This window comes from Mycobacterium sp. NPDC050441 (assembly GCF_040655355.1).
Lineage (GTDB): Bacteria > Actinomycetota > Actinomycetes > Mycobacteriales > Mycobacteriaceae > Mycobacterium.
In genome coordinates, this window is record NZ_JBFAJS010000007.1 from 83,580 (window position 1) to 101,234 (window position 17,655).

At 67.6% G+C, this 17,655-nt stretch carries 17 protein-coding genes and 1 pseudogene; 7 read left to right on the plus strand and 11 right to left on the minus strand.

Annotated elements, in window-relative coordinates; genetic code table 11:
* Positions 1-62 precede the first annotated feature (62 nt).
* Entirely contained in the window at positions 63-965 is a 903-nt protein-coding gene (locus tag AB0I14_RS21165) for a LysR family transcriptional regulator (protein ID WP_358026364.1), read from the plus strand.
* A gap of 18 nt (positions 966-983) precedes the next feature.
* Here the strand turns inward: AB0I14_RS21165 and AB0I14_RS21170 are convergent, their stop codons facing one another.
* The gene (locus tag AB0I14_RS21170) at positions 984-1,106 is read right to left on the minus strand and encodes a WS/DGAT domain-containing protein (RefSeq protein WP_358025627.1); all 123 of its coding nucleotides are present in this window, start codon (positions 1,104-1,106) and stop codon (positions 984-986) included.
* Between the two features lie 37 nt (positions 1,107-1,143).
* Here AB0I14_RS21170 and AB0I14_RS21175 point away from each other — a divergent pair, with 37 nt between their 5' ends.
* Entirely contained in the window at positions 1,144-1,293 is a 150-nt protein-coding gene (locus tag AB0I14_RS21175; RefSeq protein WP_358026367.1) for a QsdR family transcriptional regulator, read from the plus strand.
* Positions 1,294-1,355: 62 nt separating this feature from the next.
* Here the strand turns inward: AB0I14_RS21175 and fadA6 are convergent, their stop codons facing one another.
* The 7 genes from fadA6 to AB0I14_RS21210 form a co-directional block, all read right to left on the minus strand.
* Positions 1,356-2,504 carry a steroid 3-ketoacyl-CoA thiolase FadA6 gene (fadA6, locus tag AB0I14_RS21180; RefSeq protein ID WP_358025629.1) on the minus strand — a complete coding sequence of 383 codons (1,149 nt, stop codon included), beginning with the start codon at positions 2,502-2,504 and terminating at the stop codon, positions 1,356-1,358.
* Positions 2,504-3,124 (minus strand): TetR family transcriptional regulator KstR2, encoded by a 621-nt coding sequence (kstR2, locus tag AB0I14_RS21185; RefSeq protein WP_358025631.1) that lies wholly within the window; start codon positions 3,122-3,124, stop codon positions 2,504-2,506. Before kstR2 ends, fadA6 begins: the two co-directional genes overlap by 1 nt.
* A 119-nt stretch (positions 3,125-3,243) precedes the next feature.
* On the minus strand, positions 3,244-3,921 hold the full coding sequence (locus AB0I14_RS21190) for an AmiS/UreI family transporter (RefSeq protein WP_358025633.1): 678 nt from the start codon (positions 3,919-3,921) through the stop codon (positions 3,244-3,246).
* Positions 3,921-4,679 carry a cysteine hydrolase gene (locus AB0I14_RS21195; protein ID WP_358025634.1) on the minus strand — a complete coding sequence of 253 codons (759 nt, stop codon included), beginning with the start codon at positions 4,677-4,679 and terminating at the stop codon, positions 3,921-3,923. Before AB0I14_RS21195 ends, AB0I14_RS21190 begins: the two co-directional genes overlap by 1 nt.
* A 64-nt stretch (positions 4,680-4,743) precedes the next feature.
* A complete protein-coding gene (locus AB0I14_RS21200; RefSeq protein WP_358025635.1) occupies positions 4,744-6,270 on the minus strand; it encodes a DUF4173 domain-containing protein in 1,527 nt (508 codons plus the stop codon).
* Positions 6,267-7,286, minus strand: a complete 1,020-nt coding sequence (locus AB0I14_RS21205; protein WP_358026370.1) for a HAMP domain-containing sensor histidine kinase — start codon at positions 7,284-7,286, stop codon at positions 6,267-6,269. The genes AB0I14_RS21200 and AB0I14_RS21205 overlap by 4 nt, the downstream gene beginning before the upstream one ends.
* A gap of 14 nt (positions 7,287-7,300) precedes the next feature.
* Positions 7,301-7,966, minus strand: a complete 666-nt coding sequence (locus AB0I14_RS21210) for a response regulator transcription factor (RefSeq protein WP_358025636.1) — start codon at positions 7,964-7,966, stop codon at positions 7,301-7,303.
* 56 nt (positions 7,967-8,022) lie between these two features.
* Here AB0I14_RS21210 and AB0I14_RS21215 point away from each other — a divergent pair, with 56 nt between their 5' ends.
* Genes AB0I14_RS21215 through AB0I14_RS21235 form a run of 5 tightly spaced genes read left to right on the plus strand, consistent with a single transcriptional unit; the run spans position 8,023 to position 15,304 of the window.
* A complete protein-coding gene (locus AB0I14_RS21215) occupies positions 8,023-9,402 on the plus strand; it encodes an SWIM zinc finger family protein (protein WP_358025638.1) in 1,380 nt (459 codons plus the stop codon).
* Entirely contained in the window at positions 9,399-10,859 is a 1,461-nt protein-coding gene (locus AB0I14_RS21220; protein WP_358025640.1) for a DUF5691 domain-containing protein, read from the plus strand. The genes AB0I14_RS21215 and AB0I14_RS21220 overlap by 4 nt, the downstream gene beginning before the upstream one ends.
* Positions 10,856-11,968: an AAA family ATPase gene (locus AB0I14_RS21225; protein WP_358025642.1), complete on the plus strand. Its 1,113-nt coding sequence runs from the start codon at positions 10,856-10,858 to the stop codon at positions 11,966-11,968. Before AB0I14_RS21220 ends, AB0I14_RS21225 begins: the two co-directional genes overlap by 4 nt.
* Complete coding sequence (locus AB0I14_RS21230; RefSeq protein ID WP_358025644.1) at positions 11,965-14,157, plus strand: DUF5682 family protein; 2,193 nt, start codon at positions 11,965-11,967, stop codon at positions 14,155-14,157. The genes AB0I14_RS21225 and AB0I14_RS21230 overlap by 4 nt, the downstream gene beginning before the upstream one ends.
* Complete coding sequence (locus AB0I14_RS21235; RefSeq protein ID WP_358025646.1) at positions 14,150-15,304, plus strand: VWA domain-containing protein; 1,155 nt, start codon at positions 14,150-14,152, stop codon at positions 15,302-15,304. Before AB0I14_RS21230 ends, AB0I14_RS21235 begins: the two co-directional genes overlap by 8 nt.
* Positions 15,305-15,337: 33 nt before the next feature.
* Here AB0I14_RS21235 and AB0I14_RS21240 read toward each other — a convergent pair.
* The 3 genes and pseudogenes from AB0I14_RS21240 to ipdE1 all read right to left on the minus strand — a co-directional run.
* A pseudogene (locus tag AB0I14_RS21240) lies at positions 15,338-15,646 on the minus strand (DNA alkylation repair protein); the annotation flags it as partial.
* Positions 15,647-15,672: 26 nt separating this feature from the next.
* Entirely contained in the window at positions 15,673-16,464 is a 792-nt protein-coding gene (gene ipdF, locus AB0I14_RS21245; RefSeq protein ID WP_358025648.1) for a (5R,7aS)-5-hydroxy-7a-methyl-1-oxo-2,3,5,6,7,7a-hexahydro-1H-indene-carboxyl-CoA reductase, read from the minus strand.
* Positions 16,461-17,609 carry an acyl-CoA dehydrogenase IpdE1 gene (gene ipdE1, locus AB0I14_RS21250; protein WP_358025650.1) on the minus strand — a complete coding sequence of 383 codons (1,149 nt, stop codon included), beginning with the start codon at positions 17,607-17,609 and terminating at the stop codon, positions 16,461-16,463. The genes ipdF and ipdE1 overlap by 4 nt, the downstream gene beginning before the upstream one ends.
* Between the last annotated feature and the right edge of the window lie 46 nt (positions 17,610-17,655).

Here is a 17,655-nt window from a genome sequence, read left to right on the forward strand (position 1 = left end):
AGTCCAAGGGCAATTTCCGACGACCTGATAAGTCGTGCCTATCGACCGTGGTCGAATGGCTCATGCTGTTCCGCCAGCTCGAATACTTCGTCGCGCTCGCCCGCGAGAAGCATTTCGCCCGCGCCGCGAGCGCGTGCTACGTATCGCAGCCGGCGCTGTCGGAAGCCATCCGCAAACTGGAGAACGAACTCAAGGTTCCACTGGTGCGGCGGGGGCAGAGCTTTGAAGGTCTGACGCCCGAAGGCGAGCGGTTGGTGTTGTGGGCGCGTCGGATCCTGGCCGATCACGACGCACTCATCCACGAGGTCACGGCGCTGCAGACCGGGCTGACCGGAGAGCTGCGGCTCGGCGTCATCCCCGCTGCCTCGAGCACCGTCGCCCTGCTCACCGATGCGTTCTGCGCCGAGCATCCGCTGGTGCGGGTGCAATTGGAGAGCAGTCAGCGCTCGGCAGGAATCGTGGAACGCCTCCGCCGGTTCGAGCTGGACGCGGGAATCAACTACCCGGACGGGCAGAACACCGCGGACCTGCTGGTCACACCGCTCTACGAGGAGCGTCAGGTGCTGATCGCCAGCGGCGACTTGCTGGCGAGCCAATCGGATCCGATCACCTGGGCCGACGCGTTGCAACTGCCGTTGTGCCTGCTGAACAAGGACATGCGGGGTCGTCAACTCCTCGATGACGCGCTCGCCGAGTGCGGTCTGGCCCCGTCGCCGCAGTTGGAAGCCGATTCCGTGGTCTCATTGCTGGCCCACGTCGGCACCGGCCGGTGGGCCAGCATCGTCGGCCGGAACTGGCTGCGCACATTGCGCCCGCCGGCCGAGGTGCGGGTGGTGCCGCTGAACGACCCGTCGGTGACCGCGACGGTCGCACTGGTCACCAGCGCGACAGAGCCGGGATCGGTGTTGGCGCGCGCGCTGGTCGAGGCTGCGCAGCAGGTGCGATTCGCGACGGATGCGGACTAGCGCAGAACCAGTTGCGGTTCAGCAGATCTCGTCGATATGCCCGTCGGCCAGGTCCCACACATCGGGCACGAGCTCGCGGTCGACGATGAAACCCAAGTCCAGACGGTCGAGGTAACTGCAGTCCCGCCTGACCGCGGCCATCGCCGAACTCCTGGAAGACGAGATCACCGAAGGTCGGCTGGATCCGCCACTACCGCCGAATGACCTGGCCTACCTCATCGTGCGAATCGTCGAGTCGTTCCTCTACGCCGACATCATCACCGGCGAACCACTGGAGATCGCCAAGGCCGAGCAGGCGATCTCCGCGCTGCTCGGCCACCGCCCCTGATGCAAACAGTGCCCCGCAAGCCGGAGCTTGCGGGGCACTGTTGACGGAAGTGATCCGGCAGATCAGAGGCGCTCGATGATGGTGACGTTGGCGGTGCCGCCACCCTCGCACATGGTCTGCAGGCCGTAGCGGCCCCCGGTGCGCTCGAGCGTGTTGAGCATGGTCGTGAAGAGCTTGGCACCGGTGGCGCCCAGCGGGTGACCCAGCGCGATGGCGCCGCCGCTCGGGTTGACCTTCGCCGGATCCGCCTTGGTCTCCTTCAGCCAGGCCAGCACCACCGGGGCGAAGGCCTCGTTGATCTCGACGGTATCGATGTCGTCGATCGACAGGCCGGTCTTCTCCAGCGCGTACTGGGTGGCCGGGATCGGGCCGGTCAGCATCATCACCGGATCATCGCCGCGCGCGCTGATGTGGTGGATGCGGGCGCGGGGCTTCAGGTTGTACTTGTTGATCGCCTCTTCGGAGGCCAGCAGCACCGCCGCCGCACCATCGGAGATCTGGCTGGCCAGCGCGGCAGTCAGCCGACCGCCCTCGACGAGTGGCTTCAGCGAGGCCAGCTTCTCCAGCGTCGACTCACGCGGCCCCTCGTCGATGCCGAAGTCACCGACCGGGACGATCTCGTTGTCGAAGTGGCCGGCCCGGATCGCCGCGAACGCCCGCTGGTGGCTGTTGTAGGCGAACTCCTCCATCTCCTCGCGGGAGATGTCCCACTTCTCGGCGATCATTTCCGAGCCGCGGAACTGCGAGATCTCCTGGTCGCCGTAGCGGTGCAGCCAGCTCTTGGATTCGTTTGTGGGCGAGGTGAATCCGAACTCCTTGCCGACCACCATGGCCGAGGAAATCGGGATCCAGCTCATGTTCTGCATGCCGCCGGCCAGGATGAGATCGGCCGTGCCCGACATGATGGCCTGGGCACCGAAGGAAATGGCCTGCTGGCTGGAACCGCACTGCCGGTCGACGGTGACGCCGGGGACGGCCTCGGGGTATCCGGCGGCCAGCCAGGTCAGGCGGCCGATGTTGCCGGCCTGCCCGCCGATGGCGTCGACGCAACCGACAATGACGTCGTCGACCGCACCCGGATCGACGTCGACCCGGTCGAAGATGGCGCGGAATGCGTGCACGCCGAGGTCGATCGGGTGCACCTGCGCCAGCGAGCCGTTCTTCTTGCCGACCGGCGTGCGCACGGCGTCGACGATGTATGCCTCAGGCATTACTGGTCTCCTTTGACAGTGGCGTTCCCGGCGGTGATTCCGCCGAGGACGATGGCGAGGTATTGCCGGCCGACCTCTTCGGCCGAAAGCGGTCCGCCCGGTTGATACCAGCGGACCGAAACCCAGGTGGTGTCACGGATGAACCGGTACACCAGGTCGACGTCGATGTCCTGGCGGAACGTGCCGTCGGCGATGCCCTGCTGCAAGATGTCCACCCACATCTTGCGCTGTTCCCGGTTGCGCTCGTCGACGAAACCGAACTGCGGGATGTCGGACAGCCGCTTGGCCTCGTCCTGGTAGATCACCACCTGCGCGTGCCGGTGCTCGATCGCCTCGAACGAGGCCATGAACAAGCCGGTGAGGCGGCCCAACGGAGTGGACTCCTGGTCGAGGATCTCCAGGTACCGCGCGAACAGCCAGTCCAGGAAGTCCCGCATGACCTCTTCGACCATCTGCTCTTTGGACTTGAAGTGGTGGTAGAGACTGCCGGACAGGATTCCTGCGGAGTCGGCGATATCGCGGACTGTCGTTGCCTTCAGGCCGCGTTCGGCAAACATGGTCGCGGCAAGGTCCAGAAGCTCGTCGCGTCTGCTTGCCGGTTGGCTGGGCGTATCCGCCATCGTCACAGCATAGCAACCAAGCGCTTGCTAGGTCACGTTCGGCTTTCATTCCGCCGCGTCACGCCGCTCACACACGAAAGCGGGCCCCCCGATGGGAGGCCCGCCGTTGCGCGTCAGGTTCACACCGGCTGTGGCACACCCCCGACGACCGGCGTCTCGGCGAGGCCGCCGGGCGGAACCGAGAGCACGTCCTCACCTCGTGCACTCCGACGAGACAGCGCCACGGACAGCGCGGTGGCGGCCAACAGCACCACCAGGGCCGCCACACCAGCGACCGGCGACGTCGGCCAGATCCCGTTCAACAGCAGGATCGCCGGCAGGGTGCAGGTCGGAACCCCGAGCAGCACGAGGAACCATCCGGTGAAGTGGCCCAGGTCAATCCGGCCGGCTTTCGTCACCCCGAGACCCAGCAGCACGAAGAAAAGCGACCACATGATCGCCCACGTCGCCCAGATGACGGCGAACACCGGATCGGTCCCGACACTCTTGATCGCGTAGTAGGCCGCGACCGCTGCGACGAACGTGCTGTACCAACCGAATCCCCGCGTGTCGATGTCGAAGATCTGGATGAAACCGAACCACAGGTAGGTGAATCCGAACAGGTAACTCGGCCAGGTCGCGTTGACGATGCCCGGATCGCCTCCCGCTTGGACGAGCACCAGTGTGGGCAGGACAACCTGAGCAGTTCCGACGAACAGGTTGATCGGGGCGGCGCCCCGGGCATCGACAACTCCGACCGAAACCAAGCCGTTGACGAACAGCGCCACGCCGACCAGGAGCAGCCCGACGTTACCCATCAGCGGCCGACCCAATCCGCGAACTGGTCCGAGGTGATGACCGGCGCGAAAAAGTTGTTGATCCGTTCGAACGCGGCCCGCTCCTGGTCGGGGTGGGCGGCACCGGTCGCGTCGCCGATCACGATGGGCAGCAGGCCGTGGTCCCGGGCCGCGCGGGCGTTGCCTTCCACGCACCAGTCGAGATGTATCCCGGTGAGCACCAACACCTCGACCCGTTGCCGGCTCAACGCACCGGGAAGGTCGGTGCCGACGAAAGCCGTCTGGAGCGCCTTCTCGTACAACTCGTTGTCACCGGGTTGGACCAGGTCACGCAGCTCCCCGACAAGTTCGTTGTCCCAGGCGATCTGCTCGGGGGTGGCGTCGATGTGGCCGGTCCACCCGTCGTACTGGACCTTGTCGAAATCCGTCTTCGGGTAGTCGTCGCGGAACACCGAGAACCCGATCCAGTTGAACGAAACGAAGTTCGGCGCCGAACGGGCCGCGTTCGCCACCTTCACGGTCGCGTCCAGGCTGCCGCGAAACGCGTGACCCTCCGCGTATTGAACCCCGCCCGGCCTGTACAGCGAGTTGGATTGGCTGATCGACAGGAAAGCGGCAGGCCGGGAAAGGATCTCGCGAAAATCGAGCCGCTCCCACTGCTTGGCCAGCGGCGGGATGGCAGCGCGGTTGTCGGCCGGATAACCCAGCGTCTCCGGGTCGAGCGCGACGGGATCGAGTGGAGTGGTTCGAGTTGATCCGTCGACGGCGAGTGCGGTCATGCGGGATACCTTCGGCCTACGGCGGCGAGGTTGACAGTCTTTGAATCGGCGCGATTCTGGCGACCTACCGGTAGTCGTACGACCAGTACGCCGAGCAATACTCCGGAAGATCGGTCACCGCCGGACGGTCAGCTCGCGACCGCGAGAGATTGAACAGGTACCACGGGTCCGATTCCGGACCATCGGACCGCACGCAGGCGCGAATGTGCTCAGGCAACCGGTGCAGTGCCGGATCGATATCAGAGGACAGCCCGGACAGATATTCGGCGTCGAGCGCGCCGGTCTGCTCGAAGCGGTCGATGTTGCGGTCGGCGATCAAGCGTTCCGGATTCAACACGCCCAGCCCGAGCAGGGCGAGGACACCGGCCACCAGGACGGCCCGCGGCAGCCACCGGCCGGTCATCCGGATCCCGGCGACCGCGACGAGCACGAACACCGCGCCCAGCCATACCTCGGTGGTGACAACCATCAGCCGCTCCGTGCTGAAGCCGTACGCCTGCTGGTACAGCCACATCCGATGGATTGCCGATATCACCACCACAATTGATGTGACACAAAGGATTCCGACCAATATCCGCAGCACCCTGCGGTCGGCGGCGCTGACCCGGCCCGCCACTCTGATCACCACACTGAGCACCAGCAGCGTCAGCGCCGAGACCCACAGCAGCTGCCAGAACCCCTGGCGGGCGTACTCCGCATAGGTCAGCCCCTCGGTCTCGAGCACATGGGTGTGCCCGCCGAACAACACGGTGGCCTGCACCGCGACGAACGCGATGAACAGCGTGTCGAGTACCCCCAGCGGCAGCGCCCACTCCCACCGCGGCACCGGCTGCATCGGCACCGGGGCCATCGCGTCCAGGCGCGGCGGGAACCGCACGAGGTAAGCCCCGCCCAGCACGAACGTCACCACGATGCCGAATACAGCTGTCCGCGAGAAAAAATCGACTCCGACGACCGAGGGCACCAGGTTGCCGGCCAGGTGCGCGAATGCCGGGTCAGCGGCGGCGAACAGCGCACCGAACACCACCACCAGGCCGACGGTCAGTCCGGTCACCGCGGCGACGCGTCCGAGGCTGGGCAGTCCCGAGCGGGCAGGTAACGCGGACCGCACCGCCTGGTACACCCAACCCCGTAACCGGCCCAACAGCACCCACGGAAGAAACGGCCCGGCGAACACCGCAGTCCAGGTCCGGCCACCGACCAGCGTGCACCAGCCGATGATCCAGGCGGCCGTCAGACACAGCGCGCCCATCCAACCGGCGGCCAGCAACGCCGGCACGGCCAGCAGGGCCAGCGTCAGTCCGATACCGAACGATTCGGGCCGGCTCGGGCGGCGCGGCGCGGTGCCGTAGACGACGCCGAAGACCAGCAGACCAACCACCAGGTAGCCGATGCTGAGCACAGACAGGCGCCACACTCCGGTGCCGACCAGCCCGGCAATCAGCGCGGCCGCCAACACCCGGCGGGGCGCTGAGGCCAGCGGGGCGATGGGCCACACCCGGTGGGACCACACCGTCCAACCCGGTTCACCCTGACGCGGCAATGCCGGCCCGATCAGCAGCGGTGGCGTCTCCGGAACTGTTGTCGTCATCTCGACCTCTCCCCCATCGCGGACTCAGGGATGCTGACCCTGATCCGACATCCCGACTCGGTGGCCATCACTTCGATGACACCGCCGTGCAATTCGACTGCCCACCGCGCGATCGCGAGCCCCAGACCGGTTCCGCCGTCCGAGGTGGCGCCGCGGGTGAACCGCTCGAAGACCCGCTCACGTTCGGCAGGCGCGATGCCCGGGCCCTGATCGGTGACCTCCAGCCGCAGGCCCGATACCCCGCGGGCCGCCAGCACCGTTACGCGGCCACCGGCCGGACTGTGCCGCATCGCGTTGTCCACCAGGTTCACCACGACCTGCCGCAGCCGCGCCGGGTCCGCCACGGCCTTCAGGCCCGGTGGCGACACCCTGAGCGCCACCGGTACGTCGGCGGCCGATACGGAGACGTGTTCGACGGCCTCGCGCAGGAACTCGTCGACATCGAACCGGCTGATCTGCAACGGAATCGCCCCACCTTCGACACGCGAGAGGTCGAGCAGGTTGGTCACCAATTCGCCCAGACGTTCGGTCTGAGACAGGGCCATCCGCATGGTCTCGGCATCGGGTTCGACGACCCCGTCCACCACGTTCTCCAGCACCGCCTGCAGGGCGGTGATCGGCGTGCGCAGCTCATGGGACACGTTGCCGATCAACCCGCGCCGGTACTCGTCAGCGGCCCCGAGGTCGGCCGCCATCTGGTTGAATGCCGTTGCCAGTTGCCCGATTTCATCGCGCGAGGTGGCGCGTACCCGGATGCTGTAGTCCCCCTGTGCCATGGCGCGCGCTGCAGCCGTCATCTGCCGTAGCGGCGAGGTCATTCCGTGGGCGAGGAACTGCGTCAGGATCAGCGACGTGGCGAGCGCGGCGAGCAGCGCGTACCGGAACTGCCAGCTGGCACCGACCCAGAAGGTGAACGAGGCCAACAGGATTGCACCTCCGACCAAAAGGCCGGTCTTGACCTTGAACGACGCGAAAGGATCCAGCGGCCTCGGTAGCCGGTCCCACAGTGCGGTCACCCGGCCGGCGAAACTCACCGCGGAACCTCCAGGGCGTAGCCGACGCCGTGCACGGTTCGGATCAACTCCGACCCCAACTTCCGCCGCAATGCCTTGACGTGGCTGTCCACCGTCCGGCTCTCCACATCCGACGCCCAACCCCAGACGTGCTCCAGAAGCGTCTCGCGGGGCACCGCGGCGCGGGGGCGGCCGGCCAGGAAGGCCAGCAGGTCGAATTCGGTTCGGGTCAGATGGATCTCCTGGTCTCCCTGATGCACCCGGCGCTCGGTGAGGTCGATGCGATAGTCGCCCACCGACAGCGGTTGGTCACCGGCCGACCGATCCACCCGCCGCAACAGCACCCGTACCCGGGCCACCAGTTCGCGCATGCTGAACGGCTTGGTCAGGTAGTCGTCGGCGCCGATACCCAGACCGATCAACATGTCCGTCTCGTCGCTGCGGGCGGTCAGCATCAGCACCGGCACCACGCGCTCGGCCTGGATGCGCCGGCACACCTCCAGTCCGTCGAAGCCGGGCAGCATGACATCGAGCACCACCAGATCCGGCTGGGTAGCCGCGGCGGTTGCCACCGCCGACGGTCCGTCAACGGCGGTCTCGACCTCGAATGCCTCGGCGCGCAGCCTGGTGGCCACCGCGGACAGGATGGTCGGCTCGTCGTCGACGACCAGGATTCGCTTCACGGATCCGACTCTAAGTGCAGGTTGTGGTGGCCAAGGGCAGCGTTTGTGAAGATCTTGTGGAGACCCTGTCTGCCGATCTGGCTACGCTGGCTCAGGGTCAGCAGGCATTTGAAGGGGCGGCGGTGAACAACGGGGTGGACCAGAACACGGCATGGTCCACCGACGAGGTACGCCAGTTTGCCGGGAAGGCCTACGCCGCGGGCCAGAAACTCGCCGGCGCGGCGGGTTGGTCCAACACCGGCGCCACCCAGACCCTGTTGTGGGGAGACTTCCAGGGCAGCGGTCGCACCCCGTACCGCGTGCAGGTCAACCTGGTGGGTCCGACGTACAAGTGCTCGTGCCCGTCGCGGCAGTTTCCCTGCAAACATGTGGCCGGTCTGGTGCTGCGTTGGTGCGGCGGCAGCGTCGACACCGCGGCGGAAGCCCCGCCGAGCGCCGTCGTCACACCGGCTCCCCCGAAGGCACCGCGTGAGGTCAGCGAGAAGGCGGTCGCGGCGCGGGAGCACAGCGTCGCCGAGGGCCTGGAGCAACTCCGGCGGTGGATCGACGACCAGGTCCGCAACGGCATCGCCGGGATCAGCGTCGATCCGTACGCCGGGTGGAGTGAACCGATCGCCAAACGCATGGTCGACGCGAAGGCACCTGGCCTGGCGCGCTGGTTGCGCAGCCTGCCCGGGCACCTCACGCACGACGAGTGGCCGCGGAAGATCATCGAGGATCTCGCGTTGATGCGGCTGCTGGCCGACGCGTACCGCACCATCGACGCGCTGTCCGAGGAGACCGCCGCCGCGGTGCGCCGGCACATCGGGTTCACGGTGTCACGGGCCGAGGTCCTGGCCACCGATCCGGTGAACGACACCTGGCAGGTACTCGGATACGCGGAAACCTTGGAGGACCGGTACACCACCCGGCGGATGTGGTTGAGCGGCACGGGCACCGGGCTGCTGGTCAACGTGCAGTCGACCGCGCCGAGCGGCGCCAGTTTCGACAACCGGCTCACCCCTGGGCGCGAGTTCGCCGGCAGCGTCCACCTGTATCCCGGCGGCCCGTCGAGCTTCCGCGTCGCGATCCCCGACGGCGACGTGCCGACGACTCCGATCGAACACCTCAGCGTGACCGGCACCGGTATCGACGACGCGCTCGCGGCCCGGGCCCGCGCACTGTCGGTCGACCCCTGGCTGCTGCGGTTCCCGGCGATCGTCACCGCCCGGGCCGTGCAACACAGCAGGCCCAAACGCCGCCATCTGGTCGACGCGGACGGCAATGCCCTTTCCGCGATCTGCGACGACGACCGCTGGGCGCGCCTGCAGGCCGGAAGTGGCGGGCGATTGCAGCCGCTGCTGGTCGAGATCACCACAGACGGCATCGACCCGCTGTCCATGTTGAGCGACGAGCCACCATCGCGCCTGACCGGACCGGCGGTGACCGCGCTGTGAGCGACTATGCGCGGATGATCTCCGCCGCCACGGTGGGATATGGCGCGAAACCCTTCCCGGACGGCACATTCGACGCCCCGGTTGACGGCAGCGTCGCTGCGGTGCACGACGCCGCCGATCCGGTCGGGTCGGTGCTGCGGGTGGCGGCCCTTTACGCGCTCGCACGGCGCGCCGGGCAGCGTCCCGAACGTGTCGAACCGAATGCGCCCTCGGCACCGCCGGAGATCCGGCCGCTGATCACCGCCGCGCACGGCTTCCTCATCGAACGCGCACTGACCGTGCGTCCCATCCTCGACGGCGCGCTCGCCGACATCGCCGCGGCCGGCCTGCGCCTGCCCCCTCGGCTGATCCCCGGACTGCTGCGCCTGCAGCAGAGTGACGCTGTGACGCAAGCACTCTGGGACGCCATCGGCAGCGGCGGCCAGTGGTACGCCGTCGAACACTACGGTCGCAACCACCGCGCGCTGCGCAATGTGGTGCGGACGGAGGCCACGGAGTGGCCCAAGGAGGCCGACTACACCCACGGCGACACCGCCAAGCGCCTGAGCTGGCTCGCGACCGCGCGCACGCTCGACCCGGACCGGGCCCGCGATCTGGTGGCGGAGCACTGGGCCAGCGAGGACGCCGAGTCCCGGGTGGCCCTCTTGGCGGCGTTCGCGTCACCCGAACATGACGCCGACGAACCCTTCCTGGAGGCCGCGCTCGACGATCGGGCGGTCACGGTCAGCAGTGCCGCCATCGCGGTGCTGGGCGACCGGTCATGCAGCCGCTACCTGGACAGAATGAAAGCCCGTGCCGCTCAGATCTTCTCGGTCAAGAAGTCACTGCTGGGCGCGAAGATCGCGGTGCATCCCCTGCCCTCGCCCGACGCCGCGGCGGTTCGTGACGGGCTGAGCACCACCAAGCCGGAAGCCGTCGTCGCCCGCACCCCGATCGGGTTCTGGGCCGAGGTTTTCGGCGCGGTCGCACCGGAGAAGGTGGCCCGCACGCTCTCGGAAACCACCTACCAACCCGTGCTGGCCGCGCTGACCGGCAGTGCGCTGCGAGGCAACGACCCCACCTGGGCGGTGCCGCTGTTGCAGCGTTGTCTGCCCAGCGATTACGCCACGCACTTCGACCCCGCCACCGCACACCCGGCGATCGCGGCCGAGTTGATCCGCGCGCTCACCAACACCGCGGAGGCCGCGCCCCTGGTGCGCATCGTGGCGGGCCTGCCGCAACCGTTCGTCCGTGAGGTTGCCGCAGGCCTGTTCGGATCCCTGGCCGGGGCCGGCTGGGGCACGGCGCGCCAACGCCGCGAGGCCGCGGCACACCTCGCCGCCGGGTACCCGCTGGACTGGCTGCCACGCTTCGCCACCCTCACCGACCTCACCGCCGACGAAGAGCTGCACAAGTTCTACGCCACCATCTTCGAGCTGCTCACCCTGCGATCCGACATTGCGAAGGAACTCCGATGACTCCTGCTGCCCATACAAGCGGGCCGAACACCCTGCTGCGTCCGCACGCCGAGCAACTGTTCGCCACCGAACTCGCCGCGCTGCGCAGCGCCGACGACAAGCCGGCGCCACCGAACTGGTCGATGTCGCCGCACGCGGTGGTGCGCTACCTGCTGGGTGGGGAAACCGTTGCTGGAGTCGAGATCACCCCGAAGTACATCGGACCCCGACGGATCATCGAGGTGGCCGTGGCGACGCTGGCCACCGACCGGGCGCTGCTGCTGCTCGGGGTCCCCGGCACGGCCAAGACGTGGGTGTCGGAGCATCTGGCTGCGGCCGTGACCGGGGATTCGACGCTACTGGTCCAGGGCACCGCGGGCACCGTCGAGGAAGCCGTGCGATACGGCTGGAACTACGCCCGGCTGATCGCCGAAGGTCCGTCCGAGCAGGCTTTGGTTCCGTCACCGATCATGACCGCGATGCGCACCGGCAAGATCGCGCGGCTTGAGGAGCTCACCCGTATCCCGTCGGAGGTACAGGATGCGCTCATCACGGTGTTGTCCGAAAAGACTCTGCCCATACCGGAACTCGGCTCCGAGGTGCAGGCCACGCAAGGCTTCAACGTGATCGCGACGGCCAACGACCGCGACCGCGGCGTCAACGACCTGTCTTCAGCCCTGCGCCGCCGGTTCAACACCGTGGTGCTTCCGCTGCCCGCGAGCCTCGAAGACGAGGTGGAGATCGTGACGCGCCGGGTGGCCGACATCAGCGGATCGCTGCAACTCCCGAAGGTGCCGACCTCCGCCGACGAAATCCGCCGGGTGGTCACCGTTTTCCGCGAACTGCGCTCCGGGTTGACCGCCGACGGCCGCAACAAGCTCAAGCAACCGTCCGGCACCCTGTCCACCGCCGAAGCGATCTCCGTGGTGACGCAGGGCATCGCGATGTCGGCGCACTTCGGCGACGGGGTGCTGCGACCGGCCGACACCGCGGCGGGCATCGTCGGTGCGATCGTGAAGGATCCGGTCAACGACGCGGTGGTGTGGCTGGAGTACCTGGAGGCCGTGGTGCGCGAACGCGACGGCTGGGCCGACTTCTACCGGGCATCGCGGGACGTGCTGAACTCGTGACCACCCACGTCCTGGGTATTCGGCACCACGGTCCCGGGTCTGCCCGTGCCGTGCTGTCCGAGCTGGACCGAATCCAGCCGGACATCGTGGTGATCGAAGGCCCGGCCGACGCGGACCGGCTCACCACCGACGTCGACCACCCGGACATGGTGCCGCCCGTGGCGATCATGGCCTACGCGGTCGACGATCCCGCGGTGTCGGCGTTCTGGCCGTTCGGCGCCTTCTCCCCCGAGTGGCAGGCGCTGTTGTGGGCGGCCCGGCGCCAGGTTCCGGTGCGGTTCTGCGATCTGCCCGCGGCCACCGTACTGGCCCAGCGCGACCAGCGGCACGAGAACACGTCGCGGGTGCGGGTAGATCCGATCGCGGCCCTTGCCGACGCCGCGGGTTACGACGACCCCGAACGCTGGTGGGATGATGTCGTCGAATCCCGGACGGACGGCACCGGATTCGAGGCGATCACCGAGGCCATGCACACCGTGCGGGAACTCGAGCCCGACCCCCTGCCTGAGAATGACGATCCGATCGAGCATCAGCGCGAAGCACACATGCGCCAGGTGATCCGTAAAGCCGCCAAGGAATTCTCGGCGGTCGTCGTGGTGTGCGGAGCCTGGCACGCGCCCGCGCTGGCCGGGAAACTGCCGGCCGCGAGCGCGGACTCGGCACTGCTGCGCGGCCTGCCCAAGGTCAAGTCCGCGACGGTGTGGGTGCCCTGGACGCATTCGCGACTGTCCGCGGCCTCGGGCTACGGCGCAGGCGTCCGCTCACCCGGCTGGTACCAGCACGCGTTCCTCGAGCGGGACCGACCGGTGGAAACCTGGCTCACGCTGGCCGCCAGGGCATTACGCGACCACGACATCTTTGTGTCGTCGGCCCACGTCATCGAAGGAGTCCGGCTGGCCAACGCACTGGCCGCGATGCGGGGCCGGGCACATCCGGGTTTGAGTGAGGTCAACGAGGCCACCGAGGCCGTGTTGTGCGAGGGCTCCGACACCCGGTTCGGGCTGATCGTGCGGGAGCTGGTCGTCGGCGAACGGCTCGGCAGCATTCCCGAACACCTGCCGATGGTGCCGCTGCTCGCCGACATCGCCAAGCAGCAGAAATCGCTGCGGCTCAAACCCGACGCGGGAGCCAAACCGGTCACCCTCGACCTGCGCAAGCCCAACGACCTGGCCAAATCCCATCTGCTGCACCGGCTTGCCGTACTCGACATACCGTGGGGCGAGCCCGAGACAGCCAGCGGGCAGGGCACGTTCAAGGAACCCTGGACCCTGCAGTGGCAGCCCGAGTTCGCGGTCAAGGTCGTGATCTCCTCGGTGTGGGGTAATACCGTCTATCGCGCCTGCAAAGCGAAACTGGCCGACACCGCCGAGAACGCAACGCATCTGGGCCAGGTCACCGCGGCGATCGAGGCGGCCCTGCTCGGCGGTGTCGACGAGGCTGTCCCGCAACTGCTGGCCATCCTGGAGAACAAGGCCGCGGTCGACCGGGACCTCACCGAACTCATGGCGGCTCTGCCCGCGCTGGCCCGCTCTCTGCGCTACGGCGATGTGCGCCGCACCGACGCAGGCGCACTCGGCGCGGTCACCACGTCGCTGCTGCGCCGGGTGAACGTCGGGCTCCCGGCGACGCTGACCGGACTGGGTCCGGACGCGGCCGCCGAAATGCTCGCCCACGTCAACGCAGTCACCGACACCGTGGATCTGCTGGAGGGGGACGTGCGCGGCGAATGGCTGGCCACCATCGCGCGGCTGGCTGATCGCGATGATCTGCACGGCAGCCTGGTCGGCCGGTTCGTCCGAATCGGTGTCGACGGAGCGGTGTTCACCACCACCGAAGCGGCCCGCCGCATGCGCCGCGCCTTGAGCATCGGTGCGCCGGCCGACGAGAAGTCCGCCTGGATCGAGGGTTTTCTGTCCGGCAGCGGACTGCTGCTGGTGCACGACACCGAGCTGCTCTCCGTGATCGACGAATGGTTGATCGGTTTGACGGCAACGGAGTTCACCGATGTCCTGCCGCTGGTGCGTCGCACCTTCAGCACCTTCGACGCCGGCATAAAACGCAACATCGGGCATGCGGTGGCCACCGCAGGGTCGGCCGTGACCACCGAATTCGACATCAACGCCGAACGCGCTCGCCCCGCCGTGATCGCGGCGGCCGCCATCTTCGCACGAGGTATCAACCATGGCTGATGACACCATCCCGGACGAACGCGACCGCCGGTGGCGACTCGTGTTGGGGTCGGATGCCGAATCGCTGCCGGGCCTGCAAGCCGGTGACGTCGAGATGGACAAGGCATTGTCGGCGCTCTACGACCGCAAGGGCGGGCTCGGCGGATCGGCGCCCAAGGTGGCGCGCTGGTTGGGCGACATCCGAAAGTACTTCCCCAGCACCGTGGTTCAGGTGATGCAGCAGGACGCCATCGAACGGCTCAACCTGCGCATGCTGCTGCTCGAACCGGAGATGATGGACAGCGTCGTCCCGGACCTGTCGTTGGCCACCACGCTCATCACGCTGGGAGAGGCCATTCCCGACGAGTCGAAGGCCTCGGCTCGGGCCCTGGTGCGCAAGGTGGTCGAGGACATCGAGCGGCGCATCGCCGACGGCACCCGGGCCACGCTGCGCGGCGCGCTGTCGCGCAGCGCGCGGACCAACCGGCCGCTGGCCTCCGACATCGACTGGAACCGCACCATCGCCCGCAACCTGAAAACTTTTCAGCCGGACCTGAAGACGATCATCCCCGAACGGCTGGTCGGGTTCCGCCGCGCCGGCCGATCGGTGACCAAGGACATCGTGCTGGCCATAGATCAGTCCGGTTCGATGGCCGAATCAATCGTGTACTCGGCAGTTTTCGGGGCGGTCATCGCGTCGATGCGGTCGCTGCGCACCTCACTCGTGGTGTTCGACACCGAAGTCGTCGACCTCACCGATCTCCTCGACGATCCCGTCGACGTATTGTTCGGTACCCAGCTCGGCGGCGGCACCGACATCAACCGGGCTATCGCCTACTGCCAGACCTTGGTCACGCGGCCGACCGACAGCATCTTCGTGCTGATCTCGGACCTCTATGAGGGCGGCGTCCGCGACGAGATGCTGGCCCGGGTCAAGCAACTCGTCGATGCGGGCGTTCAGGTGGTGGTGCTGTTGGCGCTGTCCGATTCGGGCGCACCGTCATTCGACCGGGAGATCGCCGCCGATCTGGCCGCGATGGAAATCCCGGCGTTCGCCTGCACCCCTGACGCATTTCCCGAACTGCTGGCACTGGCCATCACCAAGGGCGACATCCGCGGCTGGGCGGACCGGACCGGGCTGGCGCGGCGCGGGATGGAAGAACCCTAGGCTTCTTGGCGGCGCACCATCTCCGTGATCCGCGGTAAGTGCCCGGCCGGCACTGGCGACTACGGATCCGGGTCTGCGGACCAGGCCAGGCGCAGCTCTCCGGCCTCCGGGTGCTTCTTCACCACGTAGTTCACCAGCCAGTCGTGAACCTTCGGTGCGCGCGCTTCACGCACCATGGTGTCCAGCTCGTCACGCTCGAACGCCTTCTCCCGCCAGCCCCTGCTGCGTCTTGAGTCGCTTCGCGAATGCGCGCAGCTTGCCGAGGTGCACGCCGTGATCGTCGCCGTGCCTCTCGTTGACCTCGCGGATCTTCAGATCTTCGAGTTCGGCCAGCTCGACCATCACATCGGCGAGCGTGGTCACGACCGCTAGGCCCGCTGGCTGGAAACCGAGATGACCTCGCCGGTCAGGTAGCTCGAGTAATCGCTGGCCAGGTAGGCGATGGTGGTGGCGATCTCCCAAGGCTCGGCCGCACGGCCGAACGCCTCGTCCGACGACAGCCGGTCCAGCAGGGCCGCATCGGCCGACTTTTCGAGGAACTTGTGCCGCGCGATGCTCGGCGAGACCGCGTTGATCCGCACGCCGTATTCGACGGCTTCGATTGCGCTGCAACGGGTCAGCGCCATGACGCCGGCCTTGGCCGCGGCGTAGTGCGACTGCGAATGCTGTGCGCGCCAGCCGAGAACACTGGCGTTGTTGACGATCACGCCGCCGTGCTCGACGTCGCGGAAGTAGCGCAGCGCGGCGCGGGTCGCCCGCATCACCGAGCTCAGGGTGACGTTCAGGACGCGGTCCCACTCGTCGTCGGTCATGTCGACCAGCGGGGTCTCGCCGCCCAGGCCGGCGTTGTTCACCAGAACGTCCAAGCGGCCCATCTTCTCGACCGACCGGGCGATGAGTGCGTCGACCGCCTCGGTGGAGGTGACGTCACAGACCACGGCCTCGACCCGGCCCAGGCCGAGCTCGGCCAACTGGTCACGGGTCTCGTTCAGACGGCGCTCGTGGTAGTCGGACACCACCACGTCGGCACCCTCGAGCAGCGCACGGCGCGCGGTGGACGAGCCGATGCCGGTGCCGGCGGCGGCGGTCACCAGGACCACCTTGCCCGCCAATAGGCCGTGGCCCTCGACCTCTTTGGGAGCTACGGAGAGATCACTCACCCTTTTGCCTCTCGGGGTAGGCCGAGCACCCGCTCGGCGATGATGTTGCGCTGGATTTCGTTGGACCCGCCATAGATGGTGTCCGAACGCGAGAACAGGTAGAGCCGCTGCCACTCGTCGAACTCACCCTCGGGCAGGGTCAGCCCGGCTGTGCCCTGCACGTCCATGGCGATCTCGCCGAGCTCGCGATGCCAGTTGGCCCACAGCAGCTTCGACACGTTGTCCTGCCCGGGCTGTTCCACATCCATGGTGGCCAGCGAGTAGGAACGCATGGCCTGCAGGCCGGTCCACGACTCGGTGAGGCGCTGGCGGATCAGCGGATCGTCGGCCGCGCCGCTGCGCTTGGCCAGCTCGACGAGGTTGGAGTGCTCGCGTGCGTAGCGGATCTGCTGTCCCAGCGTGGACACCCCGCGCTCGAAGGTCAGCGTGCCCATCGCGACGCGCCAGCCGTCACCGGGCTGACCGACCACGAGCGAGGCCTCGGTGCGGGCGTCGTCGAAGAACACCTCGTTGAACTCGGAGTCTCCGGTCAGCTGGATGATCGGGCGGATCTCGACGCCCGGCTGATCCAGCGGCACCAGCAGATAGGACAGCCCGGCGTGCCGCTTGGAGCCCTTCTCCGTGCGCGCCACCACGAAGCACCACTGTGCCCAGTGGGCGAGCGAGGTCCACACCTTCTGGCCATTGATGACCCATTCGTCGCCGACCAGCTCGGCCGTCGTCGCCACATTGGCGAGGTCACTGCCGGCGTTGGGCTCGGAGTAGCCCTGGCTCCAGAGTTCGGTGACGTCGAGAATCTTGGGGAGGAACCGCTTCTGCTGTTCGGGGGTGCCGTACTCGATGAGCGTCGGCCCCAGCAGCTCCTCTCCCAGGTGGTTGACCTTGTCGGGCGCGTTGGCGCGGGCGTACTCCTCATAGAAGGCGACGCGATGCGCGACCGACAGGCCGCGCCCGCCGTGCTCCACCGGCCAGCCGAGGCAGGTCAACCCCGCCGCGGCCAGATGCTGATTCCATGCCCGTCGTTCTTCGAAGGCTTCGTGTTCACGCCCCGGTCCGCCCAGGCCCTTGAGCGCTGCGAATTCGCCAACAAGATTGTCTGCGAGCCACTGCCGGACCTCGGCCCGGAACTCCTGGACCTCTATCACCCCTGTAGGCTAACCTACCAAGCACTTGCTTTGTTAAGGGAGCATC